The sequence below is a fragment of the Synechococcus sp. RS9909 genome (genome assembly GCF_014279595.1).
Taxonomy (GTDB): Bacteria; Cyanobacteriota; Cyanobacteriia; order PCC-6307; family Cyanobiaceae; genus Synechococcus_C.
Genome location: NZ_CP047943.1, coordinates 519620 through 537444 on the forward strand (window position 1 = coordinate 519620; position 17825 = coordinate 537444).

Annotated in this window: 29 protein-coding genes; 3 read left to right on the top strand and 26 right to left on the bottom strand. The window is 64.1% G+C overall.

The features are described 5' to 3' along the window. Window positions 1–33 precede the first annotated feature (33 nt). The 26 genes from truA to rplC form a co-directional block, all read right to left on the bottom strand. Entirely contained in the window at window positions 34–936 is a 903-nt protein-coding gene (gene truA, locus SynRS9909_RS02485) for a tRNA pseudouridine(38-40) synthase TruA (protein ID WP_038000847.1), read from the bottom strand. Continuing rightward, a complete protein-coding gene (rplQ, locus tag SynRS9909_RS02490; RefSeq protein ID WP_007100640.1) occupies window positions 933–1283 on the bottom strand; it encodes a 50S ribosomal protein L17 in 351 nt (116 codons plus the stop codon). Before rplQ ends, truA begins: the two co-directional genes overlap by 4 nt. Before the next feature lie 37 nt (window positions 1284–1320). Then, window positions 1321–2259, bottom strand: a complete 939-nt coding sequence (locus SynRS9909_RS02495) for a DNA-directed RNA polymerase subunit alpha (protein ID WP_007100639.1) — start codon at window positions 2257–2259, stop codon at window positions 1321–1323. A 47-nt stretch (window positions 2260–2306) separates the two neighbouring features. Further along, a complete protein-coding gene (gene rpsK / locus SynRS9909_RS02500) occupies window positions 2307–2699 on the bottom strand; it encodes a 30S ribosomal protein S11 (RefSeq protein ID WP_007100638.1) in 393 nt (130 codons plus the stop codon). A 77-nt stretch (window positions 2700–2776) separates the two neighbouring features. Beyond that, window positions 2777–3142 (bottom strand): 30S ribosomal protein S13, encoded by a 366-nt coding sequence (gene rpsM / locus SynRS9909_RS02505; RefSeq protein WP_007100637.1) that lies wholly within the window; start codon window positions 3140–3142, stop codon window positions 2777–2779. A 107-nt stretch (window positions 3143–3249) separates the two neighbouring features. Then, on the bottom strand, window positions 3250–3363 hold the full coding sequence (rpmJ, locus tag SynRS9909_RS02510; protein ID WP_007100636.1) for a 50S ribosomal protein L36: 114 nt from the start codon (window positions 3361–3363) through the stop codon (window positions 3250–3252). A gap of 51 nt (window positions 3364–3414) precedes the next feature. Further along, window positions 3415–3972 (bottom strand): adenylate kinase, encoded by a 558-nt coding sequence (locus SynRS9909_RS02515; RefSeq protein WP_007100635.1) that lies wholly within the window; start codon window positions 3970–3972, stop codon window positions 3415–3417. A 55-nt stretch (window positions 3973–4027) separates the two neighbouring features. Further along, window positions 4028–5347 (bottom strand): preprotein translocase subunit SecY, encoded by a 1320-nt coding sequence (gene secY / locus SynRS9909_RS02520; protein WP_007100634.1) that lies wholly within the window; start codon window positions 5345–5347, stop codon window positions 4028–4030. Window positions 5348–5452: 105 nt separating this feature from the next. Next, the gene (rplO, locus tag SynRS9909_RS02525) at window positions 5453–5905 is read right to left on the bottom strand and encodes a 50S ribosomal protein L15 (protein WP_007100633.1); all 453 of its coding nucleotides are present in this window, start codon (window positions 5903–5905) and stop codon (window positions 5453–5455) included. A gap of 6 nt (window positions 5906–5911) precedes the next feature. Then, on the bottom strand, window positions 5912–6556 hold the full coding sequence (gene rpsE, locus SynRS9909_RS02530) for a 30S ribosomal protein S5 (protein ID WP_007100632.1): 645 nt from the start codon (window positions 6554–6556) through the stop codon (window positions 5912–5914). A 13-nt stretch (window positions 6557–6569) separates the two neighbouring features. Beyond that, window positions 6570–6938, bottom strand: coding sequence for a 50S ribosomal protein L18 (gene rplR, locus SynRS9909_RS02535; RefSeq protein WP_007100631.1), 369 nt, complete (start codon window positions 6936–6938; stop codon window positions 6570–6572). Window positions 6939–6971: 33 nt separating this feature from the next. Next, entirely contained in the window at window positions 6972–7511 is a 540-nt protein-coding gene (rplF, locus tag SynRS9909_RS02540; RefSeq protein ID WP_007100630.1) for a 50S ribosomal protein L6, read from the bottom strand. 15 nt (window positions 7512–7526) lie between these two features. Then, window positions 7527–7928 (bottom strand): 30S ribosomal protein S8, encoded by a 402-nt coding sequence (gene rpsH, locus SynRS9909_RS02545; protein ID WP_007100629.1) that lies wholly within the window; start codon window positions 7926–7928, stop codon window positions 7527–7529. A gap of 18 nt (window positions 7929–7946) precedes the next feature. Continuing rightward, window positions 7947–8486: a 50S ribosomal protein L5 gene (rplE, locus tag SynRS9909_RS02550; RefSeq protein ID WP_007100628.1), complete on the bottom strand. Its 540-nt coding sequence runs from the start codon at window positions 8484–8486 to the stop codon at window positions 7947–7949. A gap of 49 nt (window positions 8487–8535) precedes the next feature. Next, the gene (gene rplX / locus SynRS9909_RS02555; RefSeq protein ID WP_007100627.1) at window positions 8536–8892 is read right to left on the bottom strand and encodes a 50S ribosomal protein L24; all 357 of its coding nucleotides are present in this window, start codon (window positions 8890–8892) and stop codon (window positions 8536–8538) included. Between the two features lies 1 nt (window position 8893). After that, on the bottom strand, window positions 8894–9259 hold the full coding sequence (gene rplN, locus SynRS9909_RS02560; RefSeq protein ID WP_007100626.1) for a 50S ribosomal protein L14: 366 nt from the start codon (window positions 9257–9259) through the stop codon (window positions 8894–8896). Continuing rightward, complete coding sequence (rpsQ, locus tag SynRS9909_RS02565; protein WP_007100625.1) at window positions 9256–9576, bottom strand: 30S ribosomal protein S17; 321 nt, start codon at window positions 9574–9576, stop codon at window positions 9256–9258. Before rpsQ ends, rplN begins: the two co-directional genes overlap by 4 nt. 20 nt (window positions 9577–9596) lie before the next feature. Next, complete coding sequence (gene rpmC, locus SynRS9909_RS02570; protein WP_007100624.1) at window positions 9597–9806, bottom strand: 50S ribosomal protein L29; 210 nt, start codon at window positions 9804–9806, stop codon at window positions 9597–9599. A gap of 2 nt (window positions 9807–9808) precedes the next feature. Continuing rightward, window positions 9809–10285, bottom strand: coding sequence for a 50S ribosomal protein L16 (gene rplP / locus SynRS9909_RS02575; RefSeq protein WP_007100622.1), 477 nt, complete (start codon window positions 10283–10285; stop codon window positions 9809–9811). 16 nt (window positions 10286–10301) lie between these two features. Then, window positions 10302–11033, bottom strand: coding sequence for a 30S ribosomal protein S3 (gene rpsC / locus SynRS9909_RS02580; RefSeq protein WP_007100621.1), 732 nt, complete (start codon window positions 11031–11033; stop codon window positions 10302–10304). Window positions 11034–11052: 19 nt separating this feature from the next. Then, the gene (gene rplV, locus SynRS9909_RS02585; RefSeq protein ID WP_007100620.1) at window positions 11053–11418 is read right to left on the bottom strand and encodes a 50S ribosomal protein L22; all 366 of its coding nucleotides are present in this window, start codon (window positions 11416–11418) and stop codon (window positions 11053–11055) included. Between the two features lie 4 nt (window positions 11419–11422). Beyond that, on the bottom strand, window positions 11423–11698 hold the full coding sequence (rpsS, locus tag SynRS9909_RS02590) for a 30S ribosomal protein S19 (RefSeq protein ID WP_006042208.1): 276 nt from the start codon (window positions 11696–11698) through the stop codon (window positions 11423–11425). 35 nt (window positions 11699–11733) lie between these two features. Beyond that, the gene (gene rplB, locus SynRS9909_RS02595; protein WP_007100619.1) at window positions 11734–12597 is read right to left on the bottom strand and encodes a 50S ribosomal protein L2; all 864 of its coding nucleotides are present in this window, start codon (window positions 12595–12597) and stop codon (window positions 11734–11736) included. A 15-nt stretch (window positions 12598–12612) separates the two neighbouring features. Beyond that, entirely contained in the window at window positions 12613–12915 is a 303-nt protein-coding gene (locus SynRS9909_RS02600; RefSeq protein ID WP_007100618.1) for a 50S ribosomal protein L23, read from the bottom strand. Then, a complete protein-coding gene (gene rplD / locus SynRS9909_RS02605; protein ID WP_007100617.1) occupies window positions 12908–13543 on the bottom strand; it encodes a 50S ribosomal protein L4 in 636 nt (211 codons plus the stop codon). Before rplD ends, SynRS9909_RS02600 begins: the two co-directional genes overlap by 8 nt. Then, window positions 13543–14199, bottom strand: coding sequence for a 50S ribosomal protein L3 (rplC, locus tag SynRS9909_RS02610; protein WP_007100616.1), 657 nt, complete (start codon window positions 14197–14199; stop codon window positions 13543–13545). The genes rplD and rplC overlap by 1 nt, the downstream gene beginning before the upstream one ends. 382 nt (window positions 14200–14581) lie before the next feature. On the opposite strand from rplC, the gene SynRS9909_RS02615 reads away from it, so the two are divergent. From SynRS9909_RS02615 to SynRS9909_RS02625, 3 genes are read left to right on the top strand one after another with little or no spacing between them, the layout of a single operon-like run. Beyond that, window positions 14582–15043 carry an NAD(P)H-quinone oxidoreductase subunit N gene (locus SynRS9909_RS02615; RefSeq protein ID WP_007100615.1) on the top strand — a complete coding sequence of 154 codons (462 nt, stop codon included), beginning with the start codon at window positions 14582–14584 and terminating at the stop codon, window positions 15041–15043. Window positions 15044–15049: 6 nt separating this feature from the next. Beyond that, window positions 15050–16096 (top strand): LdpA C-terminal domain-containing domain, encoded by a 1047-nt coding sequence (locus SynRS9909_RS02620; RefSeq protein WP_038000842.1) that lies wholly within the window; start codon window positions 15050–15052, stop codon window positions 16094–16096. A gap of 36 nt (window positions 16097–16132) precedes the next feature. Continuing rightward, entirely contained in the window at window positions 16133–17776 is a 1644-nt protein-coding gene (locus tag SynRS9909_RS02625; RefSeq protein ID WP_007100613.1) for an AAA family ATPase, read from the top strand. The last annotated feature ends 49 nt before the right edge of the window (window positions 17777–17825 follow it).

Consider the following 17825-nt stretch of genomic DNA (forward strand, 5'->3'; position numbering starts at 1 on the left):
TCTTGAAGAGTGCCGAGCCTGCAAGGGGCGGAGTCAATTGATTCCCGGCAGCGGTGGTGGATCCGGTGGTGGATCCTGGCTTGCCAGAAAAAACCGCGGTTGACAATCATACCATCCGCCTTCTGTAAAAACTGGATCCGGATAGCCGGCGCGCAGTAGGCAGAGACCTTGCGGCGGGGCTGCTTCCTTCACCTCCTGGCGCCGCCGCTGCCGCCAGCGTTGTTCGAAGGCCTGCGGGTGGAGCCGATGCTCACCCACCGCCACCAGCTGACCCGTCAGCAGACGCACCATGCCGTAGAGAAAGCCACTGGCCTGGATCTCCAGGATCAGGACATCGCCCTGTCGCTCGAGGCTCACGTCCTGAACGGTGGTGCGGGCATGGGCCCGGCGGCTGCCGGCCCGCATGAAGGCGCTGAAGTCGTGGCTGCCGATCAAGCCGTCCAGGCCTCGGCGCATGGCGTCCTCGTCGAGACGGCAGTGGTACCGGTGCCAGCTCCAGGGGGCGAGGAAGAGGTTGGGCCGGCGTCCGTTGTAGATCGTGTAGCGGTAACGCCGATAGCTGGCGGAATGGCAGGCATGCCAGTGGAGGGGGCGTTCCACCGCTTCACGCACGCGGATCGTGCCGGGCAGGCGGCCATTCAGGGCTGGGGCCCAGCGTTGGGCCGGAATCGGTCCACAACAGTCGAAATGCACCACCTGCCCGGCGGCATGAACACCGGCATCGGTGCGACCGGCGGCGACAGCCTGCACCGGTCGGTGTGGATCGAGCGCGGCGATCGCCTTCTCCAGTTCACCCTGAACACTGGTGCCCTGGCGCTGGCGCTGCCAGCCGCAAAACGACGAACCCTCATACTGCACGCTGATGGCAATCCGTTGGATGCGGATGCCTTCAGCAGCAGACGAGGGTGACGATTCCGTGGACTCCGTGGGCTTCAGACCAATTCGATGATGGCCATTTCTGCATTGTCACCGCGACGGCGCACGGTGCGGGTGATGCGTGTGTAGCCGCCCTGACGGTCGCCGTAGCGATCCTGCGCTTTGGAGAAGAGGGCATGCACGAGCTGCTTGTCGTACATGTAGCCGATGGCCCGGCGGCGGGAGGCGAGGCTCCCCTCTTTGGCCAGGGTGATCATCCGTTCGGCTTCGTCACGCAGGGCCTTGGCGCGGGCCTTGGTGGTGGTGACGCGGCCTTCGCGGATCAGCTGGGTGGTGAGGCCACGGAGCATGGCCTTGCGTTGGTCAGCCGGACGACCCAGCTGGGGAACTCGACATTGGTGACGCATGGTTCAGGCGCTGGGAGGGGAGAAAACGGGATGGGGGTCAGGCGCTGGTGCGGCTCTGAGGGATGGAGATGCCGATGCGCTCCAGCGCTTCGATCACTTCATCGGCCGACTTGGAGCCGAAGTTTTTGATCTCCAGAAGGTCTTCGTAACTGAAGCCCATCAGATCAGAGACGGAATTGACCTGAGCACGCTTCAGGCAGTTGTAAGCCCGAACGGAGAGGTTGAGTTCTTCAAGAGGAATCTGCGCCTCAGCCGAAGGTTCCGGCTCCAGGCCCGGCTCCTCCACCATGGTGACGGTGGCCAGGGGTTGGAACAGCTCAATCAAAAGATTGGCCGCCTGGGCGATCGCATCGTCGGGAGTGATCGACCCATCGGTGACCACTTCCATGCGGAGACGTTCCCGGGCGGAGCCACCCTCAGCGACAGCCGTTTCGTCAATCGAGAAGTTGACCCGCTGCACCGGCATGAACACGGCATCGATCTGAAGCAAATCGATCGCGCTGGTGTCTTCGTTGTGACGATCCACCGGGCGGTAACCGATGCCGCGCTCGACATGCACTTCCAGTTCGAGGCTGTGCCCGTCGCTGACCGTGGCAATCGGCCGCTCCGGATCCACCACCTGCACCTGGGAGGAAAACTGCAGATCGCGAGCTTTCACTTCAGCGGGGCCGGCCACCACCAGGCGGCCGATCTCCAGCTCGCTGGTGCGGCTGTTGACGCTCAATTGCTTGCAATTGAGCAGAATGTCGAGGACGTCTTCCCGCACCCCGGGCACGGTGGCGTACTCGTGGTTGACCCCAGCGATGCGCACCGCGGTCACCGCACTGCCCTCCAGGCCACCCATCAGCACACGGCGCAGGGCATTGCCCAGGGTGGTGGCCTGGCCGCGTTCCAGCGGACCGATCAGGAACACACCCGTCTGAGCGCGATCATCAGAGATCTGATGCTCGATACGGTCAATCTGGTATTGCAGCACGGTCTGTAGCGGTGAAGAGCGAGGGAAGCCTGGTGATGAAACGTCGATCAGACGCGGCGACGCTTGGGACGACGGCAGCCGTTGTGGGGCAAGGGGGTGACATCACGGATGAGCGTGATTTCCAGGCCGGCCACCTGCAGAGCCCGGATGGCAGTTTCACGACCTGAGCCGGGGCCGCGCACCAGCACTTCGATCTGTCGCATGCCCTGCTCGAGAGCACGACGTGCCGCGGCTTCGGCAGCGGTCTGGGCGGCGAAGGGGGTGCCTTTACGGGCACCTTTGAAGCCGCTGGCTCCGGCGGAGGACCAGGAGATCACCTCACCGGTGGTGTCGGTGATCGACACGATCGTGTTGTTGAAGGTGCTCTGGATATGGGCAACACCGTTGGGGACGTTGCGCTTGGCCTTCTTTGGGCCTGATTTTTTGGCGGGTTTGGCCATGGGCTGGGGCCTGGAGACGGGTGGGAGGGGATGACAGACAGCAGATCCGAGTCGGAGGAAGACTCAGCCTCTGCGGATTACTTCTTCTTGCCGGCGACGGTCTTGCGGGCACCACGGCGCGTGCGGGCGTTGGTGCGGGTGCGTTGACCGCGAACCGGAAGGCTCATGCGGTGACGACGACCGCGCAGACAACCAATGTCCTGAAGGCGCTTCAGGGCCATGCCCTCCTGTCGTCTCAGGTCACCCTCGATGGTGTAGGCCTCAGTGGCACCGCGCAGTTTCTGCACATCTCCGTCATCGAGATCCTTGACGCGGATGTCGGGATTGACACCGGTCTTGGAGAGGATGGTGCGGGCCCGGGTGGGTCCGATTCCGTAGATGTAGGTGAGGGCGACTTCGATCCGCTTGTCGCGGGGAATGTCGACACCAGCAATCCTTGCCACTGAGCGATCAAACGAGGGGGACAGAAAGGTCCGCCCTGTGGGCGGATCCGTTGGGGCTGGGGTGGGATCTGCGGCTGTGAATCAGCCATCAGTCCAGCAGCTGGGCTTCAGCCCTGACGCTGCTTGTGCTTGGGGTTGGTGCAGATCACCATGACCCGGCCGTGGCGGCGAATCACACGGCACTTCTCACACATTTTCTTGACCGAGGCGCGCACCTTCATGGGGTGTGGCTCTCCAAAATTCCAAACAGCTAACCTATCACAACGACCTGATCAAGCCCCTTGAAGGGTGGCTTCAATCCGCTTGGTAATCGCCTCGATGCTGCCCTGCGCTTCCACCGAGCAGAGCAGACCCTGTTGACGGTAGAAGTCGATCAGGGGTGCTGTTTTCTCCCGGTAGACCTCCAGCCGATGGCGGATCACGGCTTCGGTGTCATCGGCCCGGCCGCGCGCCAGCATGCGCTCGATCAGCACGGCATCATCGAGCTCGAGGAGTAGCACCGCTTCGAGGGGTTGTTGGAGTTCCGCCAGCAGCGGGGTGAGGGCTTCCGCCTGGGCCACCGTGCGAGGAAATCCGTCGAGCAGCCAACCGCCTGTGCTGAGGCGGCCGAGCTGGCCTTTCACGATCGCCAAAACCAGCGCATCACTCACCAGTTCGCCGCGGTTCATCACCGCTTCAGCTTCCTGTCCTAGGGCGGTTCCGGCGGCCACCTCCGAGCGCAGCAGATCGCCGGTGGAGAGATGCTGCATGCCATGGGCGGCACACAGTCGGGCCGCCTGGGTGCCCTTGCCGGCGCCGGGAGGGCCGAGGAAGAGGAGCCGTTGCTTCATGGTCGAGACGAGAATTCTGGAAATGGATGCGGCTGCCTGGTGGGCCAGGCGGGGGTCACTGGCGCACGAGGCCTTCGTAACGCTGTGAGATCACATAGGTCTGCACCTGCTTGGCGGTGTCGATCGCCACGCCCACCAGGATCAGCAAGGACGTGGCCCCAAGGCCCTGGAAGGTGGTGACGCCCGTGGCCCTTTCGACGGCCGACGGAATGATGGCCACCGCCCCAAGAAACAGACCACCCAGCAACGTGAGTCGGTTCTGGACGCCAGAGAGGTAAGCCGCCGTTGCGCTGCCGGGGCGTACGCCTGGAATGGCGACGCCTCCTTTCTTGAGGTTGCTGGCGATGTCGGTGGGATTGACGGTGAGTGAGGCGTAGAAATAGGCGAAGCCGAGGATCAGGGCGAAAAAGAGCAGGGCATAGGGCCAGGGATTGGCCGCGCTCGGATTGAGGGCACTGGCGGCTCTGATCAGGAGCGGGTTTTTGGTGACGTTGGCGATCGTGAGTGGCAGGAAGATCAGCGCGGAGGCAAAGATGATCGGCATCACGCCACCGGCATTGAGCTTCAGGGGCAGATAGCTCTGGCGACTGGGCAGCAGGGCTGTGCCACCCACCTGGCGTTTGGCACTCACGATCGGCAGGCGTCGGGCTCCCTCCTGCACAAAGATGATCCCCACGATCGTGACCAGGAACACGAGCACCAGCACGATGATGCCCACCACATCGTTGCGGTCACCGGTCTGCGCTTTCTCGATCGTGGCTCCGAGGGCCTGGGGCAGGGTGGCCACAATGTTGAGGAAGATCACCAGGGAGGCGCCCTGACCGATGCCCCGTTCGGTGATCACTTCGCTGAGCCACATCACCACCATCGAGCCTGTCACGAGCGCCAGGGCGGTCTGCACGACGAACACGGTGTCGCTGAGACCCTCCACCGCGTACTGCCGCAGGATCATCGCGAACACGATGCTCTGGATCAGGCCCCAGCCCAGGGCCACATACCGGGTGATCTGAGCAATCTTGCGTCGGCCCGCTTCCCCCTCATTCTTCTGGAGATCCTCGAGTTGGGGCAGGGCTGCGGTGAGCAGTTGCAGGATGATCGAGGCATTGATGAAGGGCAGGATGCCCAGGGCGAAGACGCCCAGGGTCGAGATGCCGCCCCCGGTGAAGATGTCGAGGAAGCCGATCAACTGCCCTCCCTGCTGCAGAAACTGCTGGAAGGCGACCCGGTCGATGCCCGGCATGGGGATGTAGATCCCGAGGCGCACCAGCATGAGCAGGCCGAGCGTGGTGAGCACCCGGCTGCGCAATTCCCTGTTCTGCACCAGCTGGGTGATCACCTCTCCGGCGCTGGGATTGCGTCCCCGACTGACGAACATGGATGAATGGATGTGGAGTGGGCTGAATGCCAAAAAGCCGTCCGCAGACCGTAGTTCCGCGGACGGCTCAGACCTTAGATCTGCACTGACGACTGCGGTGCGGCCTCAGTCGAGCAGTTCACAGCTGCCACCGGCGGCTTCGATCTTGGCGCGGGCGGAGGCGGTGAAGGCCGCAGCCTGCACGGTGAGTTTGGCCTTGAGTTCACCGTTGCCGAGGATCTTGAGGGGATGCTTCGGGCTGGTGACGATGCCGTCCTTGACCAGGGAGTCGAGGTTGACGGTGCTGCCGGCTTTGAGCTCGTTGAGGGCCGAGACATTCACCACCGTGAAGAACTTGGGGTTCACCAAGGGGAAGTGCTTCAGCTTGGGCACCCGGCGGTAGAGGGGCATCTGGCCACCCTCAAAACCGGGACGGGTGGGACGACCGGAGCGGGATTTCTGGCCACGCATGCCGAAGCCGCAGCTGGCGCCCTGGCCTGCGGCAATGCCACGGCCTTTGCGCAGTTTGCGGCGTCGCGCGCCTTTGTTGGCCTGGAGAGAGTCGAGTCGGAGGGTCATCGGGAATCAGGAATAGATCTGCTCGAGGGAGATCCCCCGTTCCTTGGCGGTCTCCTTGTGGGTGCGGAGCGCTTCGAGGGCCACCATGGCAGCCCGGGCGTTGTTGAGGGGGGTTTTGCTGCCGAGCCGTTTGGCCAGCACGTTTTTGATGCCAGCCAGTTCCAGCACCGTGCGGATCGAGCCGCCCGCAATCACGCCGGTACCGGGAGCGGCGGGGCGGATCAGCACGCTGGCCGCACCATCGCGACCATTGGACAGGGTGGGGATGGAGTTGTGGCGGGTGAGGGGCACCTTGACCAGATGCTTCTTGCCGTCGGCCACGCCCTTGCGCACGGCACCGATCACATCACCGGCCTTGCCGACACCGACGCCCACCTGACCGCGCTCGTTGCCGACCACGACGATGGCGCGGAAACTCATTTTCTTACCGCCTTTCACGGTCTTGGAGACGCGGCGGATCTGCACAACGCGTTCTTGCCATTCGGAGTCACGCTCCTGGTTCCGGCGATCGCCGCGACGGCCGCCACCACGGCGGTCGCGGTCGCCCCGGCCACCACCACGGCGCTGCTCCTGCTGGCCTTCTGCCGCTGCAGGAACATCGGACGCCGCCGGGATGTCGTTGGGGTTGGTCTGGGGGGTTGATTCGGTCATGGTGAGAGCAGGGTCAGAAGTGCAGGCCCGCTTCCCGGGCGGCGTCGGCCAGGGCTTTCACCCGACCGTGATACAGGTTGCCGCCGCGATCGAAGACCACCTGTTGGATTCCTTTGGCGAGGGCACGCTTGGCCACCAGCTCACCGACGGCAATGGAAGCATCGCAGCTGCTGCCATCGGCCTTGAGGCTGGTGCGCAGATCCTTGTCGAGCGTTGAAGCGGAGCAGAGGGTGCTCTGGGCCTCGTCGTCGATGACCTGGGCGTAGATGTGATTGTTGGAGCGGAACACCGCCAGCCGGGGACGATCGGCGGAACCGCTGAGATGACGACGCAGGCGCCGGTGGCGCTTTTGCGTCTGCTGTTTGCGGGAGGAGGTTGACATGGTGAGGGTTGCGGAAGGTGATCTGGCAGGGGCTTATTTCTTGCCCGACTTACCGGCCTTGCGCAGGATGCGCTCGCCCGCATATTTGATGCCCTTGCCCTTGTAAGGCTCGGGTGGACGGATGGCGCGAATCTTGGCGGCCTCGTTGCCCACCAGCTCCTTGTCGCTGCCGGACACGGTGACGTTGGTGTTGTTCTCCACCGCAAACGTGATGCCTTCGGGCGGAACCATCTCGATCGGATGGCTGTAGCCGGCGCTGACCACGAGGGTTTTGCCTTTCACCTGGGCGCGGTTACCCACGCCGACGATCTCCAGCTTTTTCGTGAAGCCGGTGCTCACGCCCTCGACCATGTTGGCCACCAGGGTGCGACAGAGGCCATGCCGTTCCCGTGACTTGCGCTTCTCGCTGCTGGGAGCCACAACCAGGGTGTTCTCTACCTGGCTGATGGTCACACCATCGGGCAGGGTGCGTTTGAGTTCGCCCTTCGGGCCCTTCACGGTGACGGCGAGTCCATCGAGGCTCACGCTCACCTTGTCGGGAATGGGGATGGGGGATTTACCGATACGAGACATAGTTCTGGCTCCGGATCAATAGACGTAGCAGAGCACTTCACCGCCCACACCCTGTTTACGGGCATCGCGGTCGCTCATCACACCTTTGGAGGTGGAGATGATCGCCACCCCAAGGCCACCGAGCACCTTGGGCAGGCCTCGGGTGTTCTTGTAGATGCGTAGACCAGGCTTGCTGACGCGCTGCATGGAGCGAATCGTGGGCTGGCGGTGCTTGCCGCTGTACTTGAGTTCAAGGACGAGATGGGTTTGAACACCCTCGCCTTCCTCACTGATTTCAGCGATGAAGCCTTCCTGTTGCAACACCTTGGCGATGCTGCGGGACATCCGGGAGGCCGGAACTTTGGTGGATTGGTGACGCTTCTCACTCGCATTGCGAATGCGAGTGAGCATGTCGGAAATAGGGTCGTGGTTGGCCATGGTGGGTCCGAGGGGGGCTCAGTTGCTGCGGAATGGCATTCCCATCTCGCGGAGGAGGGCCCGGCCCTCTTCATCCGTGCGGGCAGTGGTCACGATGGTGATGTCCATGCCCCTGATGGCGTCGATCTTGTCGAAGGAGATCTCCGGGAAGATGATCTGTTCCCTCACCCCCAGGGTGTAATTGCCACGTCCGTCGAAACTCTTGGGGCTGACGCCGCGGAAGTCGCGGATCCGGGGCAGCGCCAGGTTGATCAGACGCTCCAGGAAGGCATACATCCGTTCACCGCGCAGGGTCACAGCACAGCCGATCGGCATGCCCTGGCGGATCTTGAAACCGGCGATCGCTTTCTTGGCACGGGTGACCACCACTTTCTGGCCGGTGATCTGTGCCAATTCGCTCACCGAAGCTTCGAGGGCCTTGGCGTTCTGGGCGGCTTCGCCGAGTCCCCGGTTGACGGTGACCTTCACCACCTTGGGAACTTCATGGATGTTGGAGAGACTCAGATCCTTCAGCAATTTGGGCTGAATGGTCTCCCGGTAGCGCTGTTTGAGTGACATGGCTGGGGATAGGGGACTTCTGGGCTTGGTCAGAAGACGGGACGGGTGATCAATCGATCACTTCGCCGGTTTTCTTGAGACGACGTTTTTTGGTGCCGTCTTTTTCGGTCACCATCTCGACACGGCTGGCGACCTTCTGGCTGGTGGAATACAGCATCACGTTGGAGGCGTGCAGAGACGCTTCTTCCGTGACGATCCGGCCAGACTCACCCTCCTGGGTGGGTTTGACGTGACGGGTGCGCAGGTTGATGCCCTGGACCACGACACGGTTTTCATAGGGCAGGGTGCGGAGCACTTCACCTGTTTTGCCCTTGTCCTTGCCGGAGATCACCTGCACGGTGTCGCCTTTGCGCAGCCGCATCTTGATGCGCTGGCTGCTGCTGGATTTGGGAGTTGCTGTTGCCATCTCAGATCACCTCCGGGGCGAGGGAGACGATTTTGGTGAAGTTGCGCTCGCGCAGCTCACGCGCCACAGGACCGAAGACGCGGGTTCCGCGAGGATTGTTGTCGGCGTTAATGATCACCGCTGCGTTGTCATCGAAACGGATCGAGTTGCCCGTGTCGCGACGCAGGGTGGCTTTGGTGCGCACCACCACAGCCTTGACCACATCCGACTTTTTCACGCCCATGTTGGGCATGGCGTCCTTGACGGCGGCCACGATCACATCGCCCACGTGGGCGTAGCGACGGTTGCTGCCCAGAACGCGGATGCACTGGATGCGTTTGGCGCCACTGTTGTCAGCGACGGTGAGGAATGTTTCCTGCTGAATCACTTCGACACCTCCTCTTGGGCGGCTTCGGCCCTGGCGGCACTGGCTTCGGCCTTGGCGGCTTCCGTTTCCGCCTTGGCACTGTGGCTGAGCACTTCGGCGATGGCCCAGCGCTTGTGGCGACTGAGCGGGCGGGTCTCGGTGATCCGAACCCGGTCGCCGACGCGACAGCTGTTGTCTTCGTCGTGAGCCTTGTAACGGGTGGTGCGGCTCACCGTCTTCTTGTAGATGGGATGGGGGAAGCGGTTCTCCACCGCCACCACCACCGTTTTGTCCATCTTGTCGCTGACGACGGTGCCGACCCTTTCCTTGGTTGCCATGTCTGGTTCTCCTTAGGGGATCAGGAAGCGGCGGAGCGCTGGCGCTCCGCTTGCACCGTCAACAACTGGGCCAGCTTGATGCGGCTTTCCTTGAAACGGTGCGTGTTGGTCAGCTGGCGCGTGGCTTGCTGAAAGCGCAGGTCGAACAGCTCGCGGCGCAGGCCATTGATCTGTTCGGTGATGTCTGCGTCGGTGAGCTGGCGCAGCTCGGATGCATTAGGGCGTGCCATCGTCAGGCCTCCACGGTTGCGCTGGACGCAGCCTTGGCATCACTGCCTGAGGCGGCGCTCTCCTGGTCGTCCAGGGAGATGAACTTGGTTTTCACGGGCAGCTTGTATTGCGCCAGGCGCATGGCTTCCCGGGCGATGGATTCGGTGATTTCCGCACCACCCATTTCAAACAGCACCCGCCCCGGCTTGATCACAGCCACCCAGAATTCCGGGTTGCCCTTACCGGAGCCCATGCGGGTTTCGGCGGGGCGCATCGTGATCGGTTTGTCGGGGAAGATCCGGATCCAGATCTTGCCGCCACGCTTGACGTGGCGGGTCATGGCGCGACGACTGGCCTCGATCTGGCGCGAGGTGATCCAGCCGCACTCCTGGGCCTGCAGTGCGAACTGACCGAAGGCAATCGTGTTGCCTCGGGTGGCGACGCCGCGCATGCGGCCGCGCTGCTGCTTGCGGAATTTGACGCGTTTTGGACTCAGCATGGTTCAGGCCTCCTGTTCAACCCTCGTTGGAGCGGTCTTCGAACTGTTGGGGCCTGCGACCGGCCCGCCGCCGTGGGGTTGCGCCCACCGGCAGTTGCTGACGGGCTTCATCCCCCAGCACTTCCCCTTTGAAGACCCACACCTTGATGCCCAGCACCCCATAGGTGGTGCTGGCCACTTTGGTGGCGTAGTCGATGTCGGCACGCAGGGTGTGCAGCGGCACGCGCCCTTCACGCGTCCACTCGGTCCGGGCGATTTCGGCGCCGTTCAGGCGACCGCTCACCTGAATTTTCAGGCCGAGCACGCCAGCCCGTTGCGCCCGCTGCACCGCCATGCGGATGGTGCGGCGGAAGGCCACGCGCTTCTCCAGTTGCTGGGCGATGTACTCGGCCAGCAGGAAGGCGTCGGCGTCCACACGCTCCACTTCCACCACGTTGATCCGCACCTGACGGCTCAGATCACCCACGGTTTTCTGGATGCCGCTGCGCAGCTCCTCGATGCCGCTGCCCTGGCGGCCCACCAGCACGCCAGGGCGTGCGGTTTTCAGTTCCACTTCGAGCTGGTCGGCTTTGCGGGCGATCAGCACTTCGCTGATGCCGGCGGCGCCGTACTTCTTGTGGATGAACTTGCGAATCCGATCATCTTCTTGAAGAAGGGTCGGATAATTGCGGCTGGAGGCGTACCAGCGTGACCGGTGCTCCTGGGTGATCCCCAGGCGTAAGCCGGTTGGATGGATTTTGTGTCCCATCAGTCGGTGTGCTCGGGGGTCAGGAGTCGGTCGGAGCTGCCACAGCGATGCTGATGTGGCAGGTCTGCTTCTTGATCGCGTAGGCGCGACCCTGGGCGCGGGGCCGATACCGCTTCATGGACGGGCCCATGTCGGCGCTCGCCTGGGCGATCACCAGCGTGGAGGGGTCCAGGCCCAGGTTGTGCTCGGCGTTGGCGACCGCCGACCGCAGCACCTTGGTGATCGGGCCGGTGGAGCGGTAGGGCATGAACTCGAGCATGATCAGCGCGTCGCGATAGCTGCGACCGCGGATCTGATCGAGGACACGGCGCACCTTGGACACCGAACCGCGGATGAAGCGGCCATGGGCCCGGGCGGTGGGAGCCGTTGGGGATGACGTTGTCATGGTCTCAGCGGCCTCCTTTCTTGTCTTTGATGTGGCCCTTGAAGGTGCGGGTGGGGGCAAATTCCCCCAGCTTGTGACCCACCATCTGCTCGGTCACGAAAACCGGCACGTGGGTTTTGCCGTTGTGAACGGCAATGGTGTGGCCGATCATCATCGGCAGGATCGTGGAGGCCCGAGACCACGTTTTGATCACCGACTTGTCGTCGGCGGCATTTTGCTTTTCAACCTTGCGAAGCAGGCTGTCGGCGATGAAAGGGCCTTTTTTGAGTGAACGTCCCATGGCGGGTTAGGCGAACGGCAAAACGGTGATGTGCATCAGGAGTCGCGTCCGCCACGGCTCCGCTTGGACGTCTTGCGACGCTTCCGGAGGACGAACTTGTTACTCGGCTTGTTCCGCTTGCGGGTCTTGAGACCAAGAGCGGGTTTGCCCCAGGGGGTCACCGGGCCGGAACGGCCGATCGGGGCCCGGCCTTCACCACCACCGTGGGGGTGGTCGCAAGGGTTCATCACACTGCCGCGCACCTGGGGACGACGACCCAGCCAGCGACGACGACCGGCCTTGCCCAGGCTGGTGTTGCGGATCTCCGAGTTGCCCACTTCGCCGAGGGTGGCGTAGCACTCCCGTCGGACCAGCCGAACCTCGGTGGATGGCAGTTTGAGAGCGACATAGTCGCCTTCCTTGGCCATCACCTGGGCACTGGCGCCAGCGGTTCGCACCATCTGGCCACCGCGACCGGCATAGAGCTCGACGCAGTGCACGCTGGAACCGAGGGGAACCGCCGAAAGCGGCATGGCGTTGCCGTTCTCGATCGGTGCTTCCGGACCGGAGACCACGGTCTGGCCCACGGTCACACCCGCCGGAGCAAGGATGTAGCGCTTCTCGCCGTCGGCGTAGAAGAGCAGAGCCAACCGCGCATTCCGGTGGGGGTCGTAATGGATGGCGGCCACCTTGGCGGGCACGCCGTGCTTGTTGCGCCGGAAATCGACGGTGCGATAGAGGCGCTTGTGACCGCCGCCGCGATGACGGCAGGTGATCACACCGCGGTTGTTGCGACCCTTGCGGCGGTGCTTGGACACCACCAGGGACCGTTCCGGCTTGCGGCCGGTGACTTCACTGAAGTCGGTGACGACCCGGGTGCGGGTTCCGGGCGTATAGGGGCGGAAAGTACGAATTGCCATGACGTTTCAGACCCCTCAGGACTCAGGGAAGAGTTGGATGGAGTTGCCCTCGGCCAGGCGCACCACCGCCTTCTTCACCTGGGCGCGTTTGCCGGCGAAGCGACCAACGCGGCGACTGCGGCGAGGCGGATTCATGGTGCTGATGCCGGTGACCTTCACATCGAAGAGCTGCTCAATCGCAGCTTTGATGTCGGGCTTGGCCGCACGGTGATCCACCTCAAAGGTGTACTGGTTTAGTTCCAGGGCACGGGTGGCTTTTTCAGTGATCAGCGGGCGGCGAATCACATCGGCCAGACGTTCGGTGAAGCGCTCAGTCATCGCCGTAGACCTCCTGAATCGTTGCGAGAGCGTCTTCACCCACCACCAACGCCTGGGCGTTGAGGAGATCGAAGACGTTGAGTTGGTCGGCGGCGATCAGCTTCACCTTGTCGAGGTTGCGCACCGAGCGGCGCACGACCTCGGAGGGGTTCGAGAGGATGATCAACACCTTGCTGTCGGCGGCAATGCCGAGACGACCCAGGGCATCGCTGATCTCTCGGGTCTTCGGCACGTCGAGGGAAGCGCCGAAATCCTTCACCACGGTGATGGCCTCAAAGCGCGCCATCAGGGCTGTGCGCAGGGCCAGGCGCCGCTCCTTGCGGTTCATCGCCAGGTTGTAGCTGCGAGGCTTCGGACCGAAGACAATGCCACCACCGGGGCGCAGGGGGGTGCGAATCGAACCCTGACGAGCGCGACCGGTGCCTTTCTGCTTGTAGGGCTTGCGACCACCACCGCGAACTTCCGCTCGCGTGAGGGTGCTGGCGGTGCCCTGACGCATGTGGGCCTGCTGGCGCAGGACGGCGCGGTGCATCAAATCGGTGGCAGTGGACTCTTTTGCCACCTTCAGGTCGAGGCTCGCCTTGCCGGCGTCCTTGCCCTGCCAGTCACGGACAACACATGTGGCCATCACTTACCTCCAGTTGCGGGCTTGGCGCCCACACGGTTGGCGGGCCGGATGTTCAGGAGCGAACCGGGTTTGCCCGGCACCGACCCTTTCACCACCAGCAGATTGCGCTCGCTGTCGATCTTCAGGATCGTGAGCCCACGGGTGGTGATTTTTTTGCCGCCGTAGCGGCCGGCCATGCGCTTGCCGGGATAGATGCGACCCGGTGTTGTGCCGGCGCCTGTCGAACCCGGTTCGCGATGGTTCTTGGAACCGTGCGTCATCGGGCCACGGCTGAAGCCGTGACGTTTCTGATAGCCCGCGAAACCGCGGCCCATGGAGTCGCCACTCACGTCCACCTTCTGACCGGCTTCGAAATCACCAACGGTGATCGCCCCACCGAGTTCGAGGCCGGCGACATCGTCAACGCGGTACTCGCTCAGGTGGCGCAGCAGCTCCTCGCCTGATTTGGCGAGATGACCCTTGGCGGGTTTATTGACCAGCTTCTCGCGGGTGTCGCCGAAGCCGATCTGAACGGCCGCATAGCCGTCCGTTTCAGTTGTTTTCAGTTGGGTGATGCGGCAAGGTCCCGCCTCGATCAGGGTGACCGGGACGGCTTTGCCTTGCTCGTCGAAGAGCTGGGACATACCCAGCTTCTTCCCAAGGATGCCGATGGACATGGGGGTAGAAACGCCAGCGTGAACAACCTCCATCCAGGTGGATGGTGGCCAGGGGCGCTGATCGAAGTGACGCAGTCATGGCCGGAGTGGTGATCGCCTTCAATGAGGCGCACATCCGGAATGGGGCTAGCGAGCGAATCAGCTGGCTGGGACTTGGCCGGTGGAACCGGTCAGTTTCCCGGCAACGCTTCCGACGTAATCGTCTGAACCATTGCTCTGGCCTGGGGATCCGGCGCAATCGCCGGACCTGCGACACGTTCTGGAGGCCCGGCTAGCGGACGGGCACAGAAGCGCGAAGCAAACAAAAACACTACACCACAGCTTGCCTCCACTTCAGAAGTCTCATCTCTGCTGCCACACTGGCCGCAGTTGGTTCGGTTCCATGCCGCTGCTGCTCTCCGGTCGTGGCTTCCGGCGCGAGCTTGAGTCGGAAGGCTGCATGGCCGTGCATGCGCCGCTCGAGGGTGGGGCGGAAACCCGCTTGCTGCGCCGTCTTCGCGCTGCTGGGTACCGCACACTCCTCACGTCGGCACGGGGCCTCGGGGATCCTGAGATCTATCTCTTTCAAAAGCATGGTGTGCGACCTCCCCACCTGGGGCATCAGAGCGTCGGACGTGGTGCCGCGGTTGGTGAGGTGCACGAGGTGATGCCCTGGCTCGGTGAGCGGCTGCTCGGAGACCAGCCCGTTGTGCTCTGGCTTCTGGAGGGACAGGTGCTGTCACGTTCGGAACTGCTGTCGCTGTGTGCCCTGACGCAGCGGGAGCACCGTCTCAAGGTGGTGGTGGAGATGGGCGGTGCCAGAAGTCTGCGTTGGGAGCCTCTGGCCACCCTGCTCGGAGCCTGAGCCCCTGTGACCGCTCCGGCGTTGTCGGCGGATGCCGCCGAACGCGCTCTGAGCCAGGGGCGTTGGGTCAAGTTGATCTGCGGGGCCAGCAACCAGGATCTGCCTGCGATCGCCGATCTCTGTGCTGTGTACGCCATGGCGGGGGTGCACTGTGTGGATGTCGGTGCCGATCCCGCCGTGGTCCATGCCGCCAGGGCAGGGTTGGCTTGGGCGCAAGAGCGTCAGGCCCATCGTCCCTGGTTGATGGTGAGCATCAGCGATGGTCAGGATCCCCACTTCCGCAAGGCGTTCTTTGTGCCGGAGCGCTGCCCGCCCGATTGCTCCAGGCCCTGCGAGCGGGTCTGCCCGGCGATGGCGATCAGCCCAGATGCAGGGGTGGCACCCAGCCTCTGTTATGGCTGTGGTCGATGTTTGCCTGCTTGTCCTCTGGGGCTGATCGAGACCCGGGAGCATCGAATCGGCAGGGATGGGCTGACCGCCCTGCTGCGAGAGCTCAGGCCGGATGCCCTGGAGATTCACACCGCACCCGGCCGGGCCGAGGCCTTCGAAGCGACGCTCGCCGCCATCGGCGCTGCGACGGTTCCCCTGAGGCGTCTGGCGGTCAGCTGCGGTCTTGAGGGGCATCACTGCACGGTTGCCGACCTGTCGCGGGAGCTCTGGAGTCGTCATGCCGCCTTGCGGGCCAGGGCTCAGCGCCCGCTCTGGCAGCTCGACGGCCGCCCGATGCGTGGTGATGTCGGTGCGGGAACGGCCCGTGCCGCGGTGCGTCTGTGGAATCAGTTGCGTCCACTGGCGCCCCCCGGGCCGCTCCAGTTGGCCGGGGGCACGAACGCGGCCACCATCGATCTGCTGCCCACCAGCCCCGAAGGTGGGCCTGCAGGGGTGGCCTTCGGGGGCATGGCCCGCGCCCTGTTGCAACCGCTGCTGCAGGAGGCCGAACGGCGTGGTCAACGGCTGCGGGACTGGCCGGAGGGATGGTCCGTCGCGCTGCAGCGGGCCAGGGCGCTGATCCGCCCCTGGTTGCAGCGGCCTTCGGGTGCGAAAGCCTGCTAAAAGGCTGTTAAGGCCGGGGACTGGCCGGAGAAGGGCATGAGCACCGAGCGGATCACCGATGACCTGGACCGTCTGCTGGCGCTGCTGCCGGCGGATGTGGGTGAAGCGTTGCAACCCGAGGCGCGCCGCGACCAGCTGCTTGAAGTGGTGCTCGATCTGGGTCGGGTCCCGGAAGCCCGCTATCCGGGCCGCTCCCTGGCGCTGGGCGAACGCTGCCTCACCAGGGAGGATCTTCAGAGCACGGTGGAACGCCTGGGTCAGTTCGGTGCTGACAATCGGGCCGGCATTGAGCGCACACTGCATCGGATCAGTGCGATCCGGAATCGTCGCGGTGATGTGGTCGGCCTGACCTGCCGGGTCGGTCGTGCCGTGTTCGGCACGGTGGCCCTGGTGCGCGACCTGCTCGACAGTGGACAGTCGTTGCTGTTGATGGGCCGTCCCGGGGTGGGTAAGACCACCGCCCTTCGGGAGATCGCCCGTGTCCTCGCTGATGAGCTGGAGAAGCGGGTCGTGGTGATTGACACCAGCAACGAGATCGCAGGCGATGGCGATATTCCCCATCCGGCGATCGGTCGGGCCCGGCGCATGCAGGTGGCGCGCCCGGAGTTGCAGCATCAGGTGATGATCGAGGCCGTGGAGAATCACATGCCCGAGGTCATCGTGATCGATGAAATCGGCACGGAACTCGAAGCTCAGGCGGCCCGCACGATCGCGGAGCGTGGCGTGATGCTGGTGGCCACCGCCCATGGCAATGCCCTCGCCAATCTGATCAAGAACCCCACCCTCTGCGATTTGGTGGGTGGCATCGAATCGGTCACGCTTGGCGATGAGGAGGCCCGCCGTCGCCGCAGTCAGAAAACCGTGCTGGAGCGCGCCGCTGAACCCACCTTTCCCCTGGCGGTGGAGATGCACAGCCGCCATCGCTGGGCCGTGCATGCCGATGTGGGACGCACGGTGGATCTGCTGCTGCGCGGTCAGACGCCCCGGCCTCAGGAGCGCTCCCTTGCGGCCGACGGCTCCGTTCAGCTGGTGGAGTCGCCTGACCCGGTGATCGGGGCCAGCCGCCCCCGCGCGAGGCCGATGCGGCAGCTCCGTCAGGCCCATGCTGCGGCGCCTCAACTCGCCGCTGTGCCCACACCGGATCCTGTGGCGACATCCCTCCCGGAAGCCGTGGATTCCGTCTCGCCTGCGGAGGATGCTCTGCAGGTGCTCTGCTGCGGCTTGACCCCTCGGCTTGTGGAGGAGGCGAGCCGTCGCCATCGCTGGCCGGTGCGTCTGGTTGACGACCTGGCCGAGGCCGATGTGGTGCTCAGCGTGCGCCAGGGCCTGGGCCGTCAACCGGGGCTGCGCCGTCAGGCCCGGGAGGCTCGGGTGCCGATCCTGGTGATCAAGGCCGACACGCTGCCTCAGGTGGAGCGGGCGCTGGAGCGGTTGTTGTCGCGGCGAGCGGGTGCCGAGCCCCCTGCCGTTTCTGAGGATCAGGCCGATGCCCTGGCGGCTCTGGAGGAATGCCGCCTGGCGGTTGAGCGGGTGGTGGTGCCTCAGGGGCGGCCGGTGGAGCTGTTGCCCCGCACGGAGGATGTCCGGCGCATGCAGGCGGATCTGGTGGCCCGCTACCGGCTGCGCAGCGATGTGTTCGGCCGGGCTGATCAGCAGCGTCTGCGGGTGTTTCCGCCCTGACTCCGTGCCGGTGAGCTCACCAATGGATTGACGAAGGTCACTCCGCTGT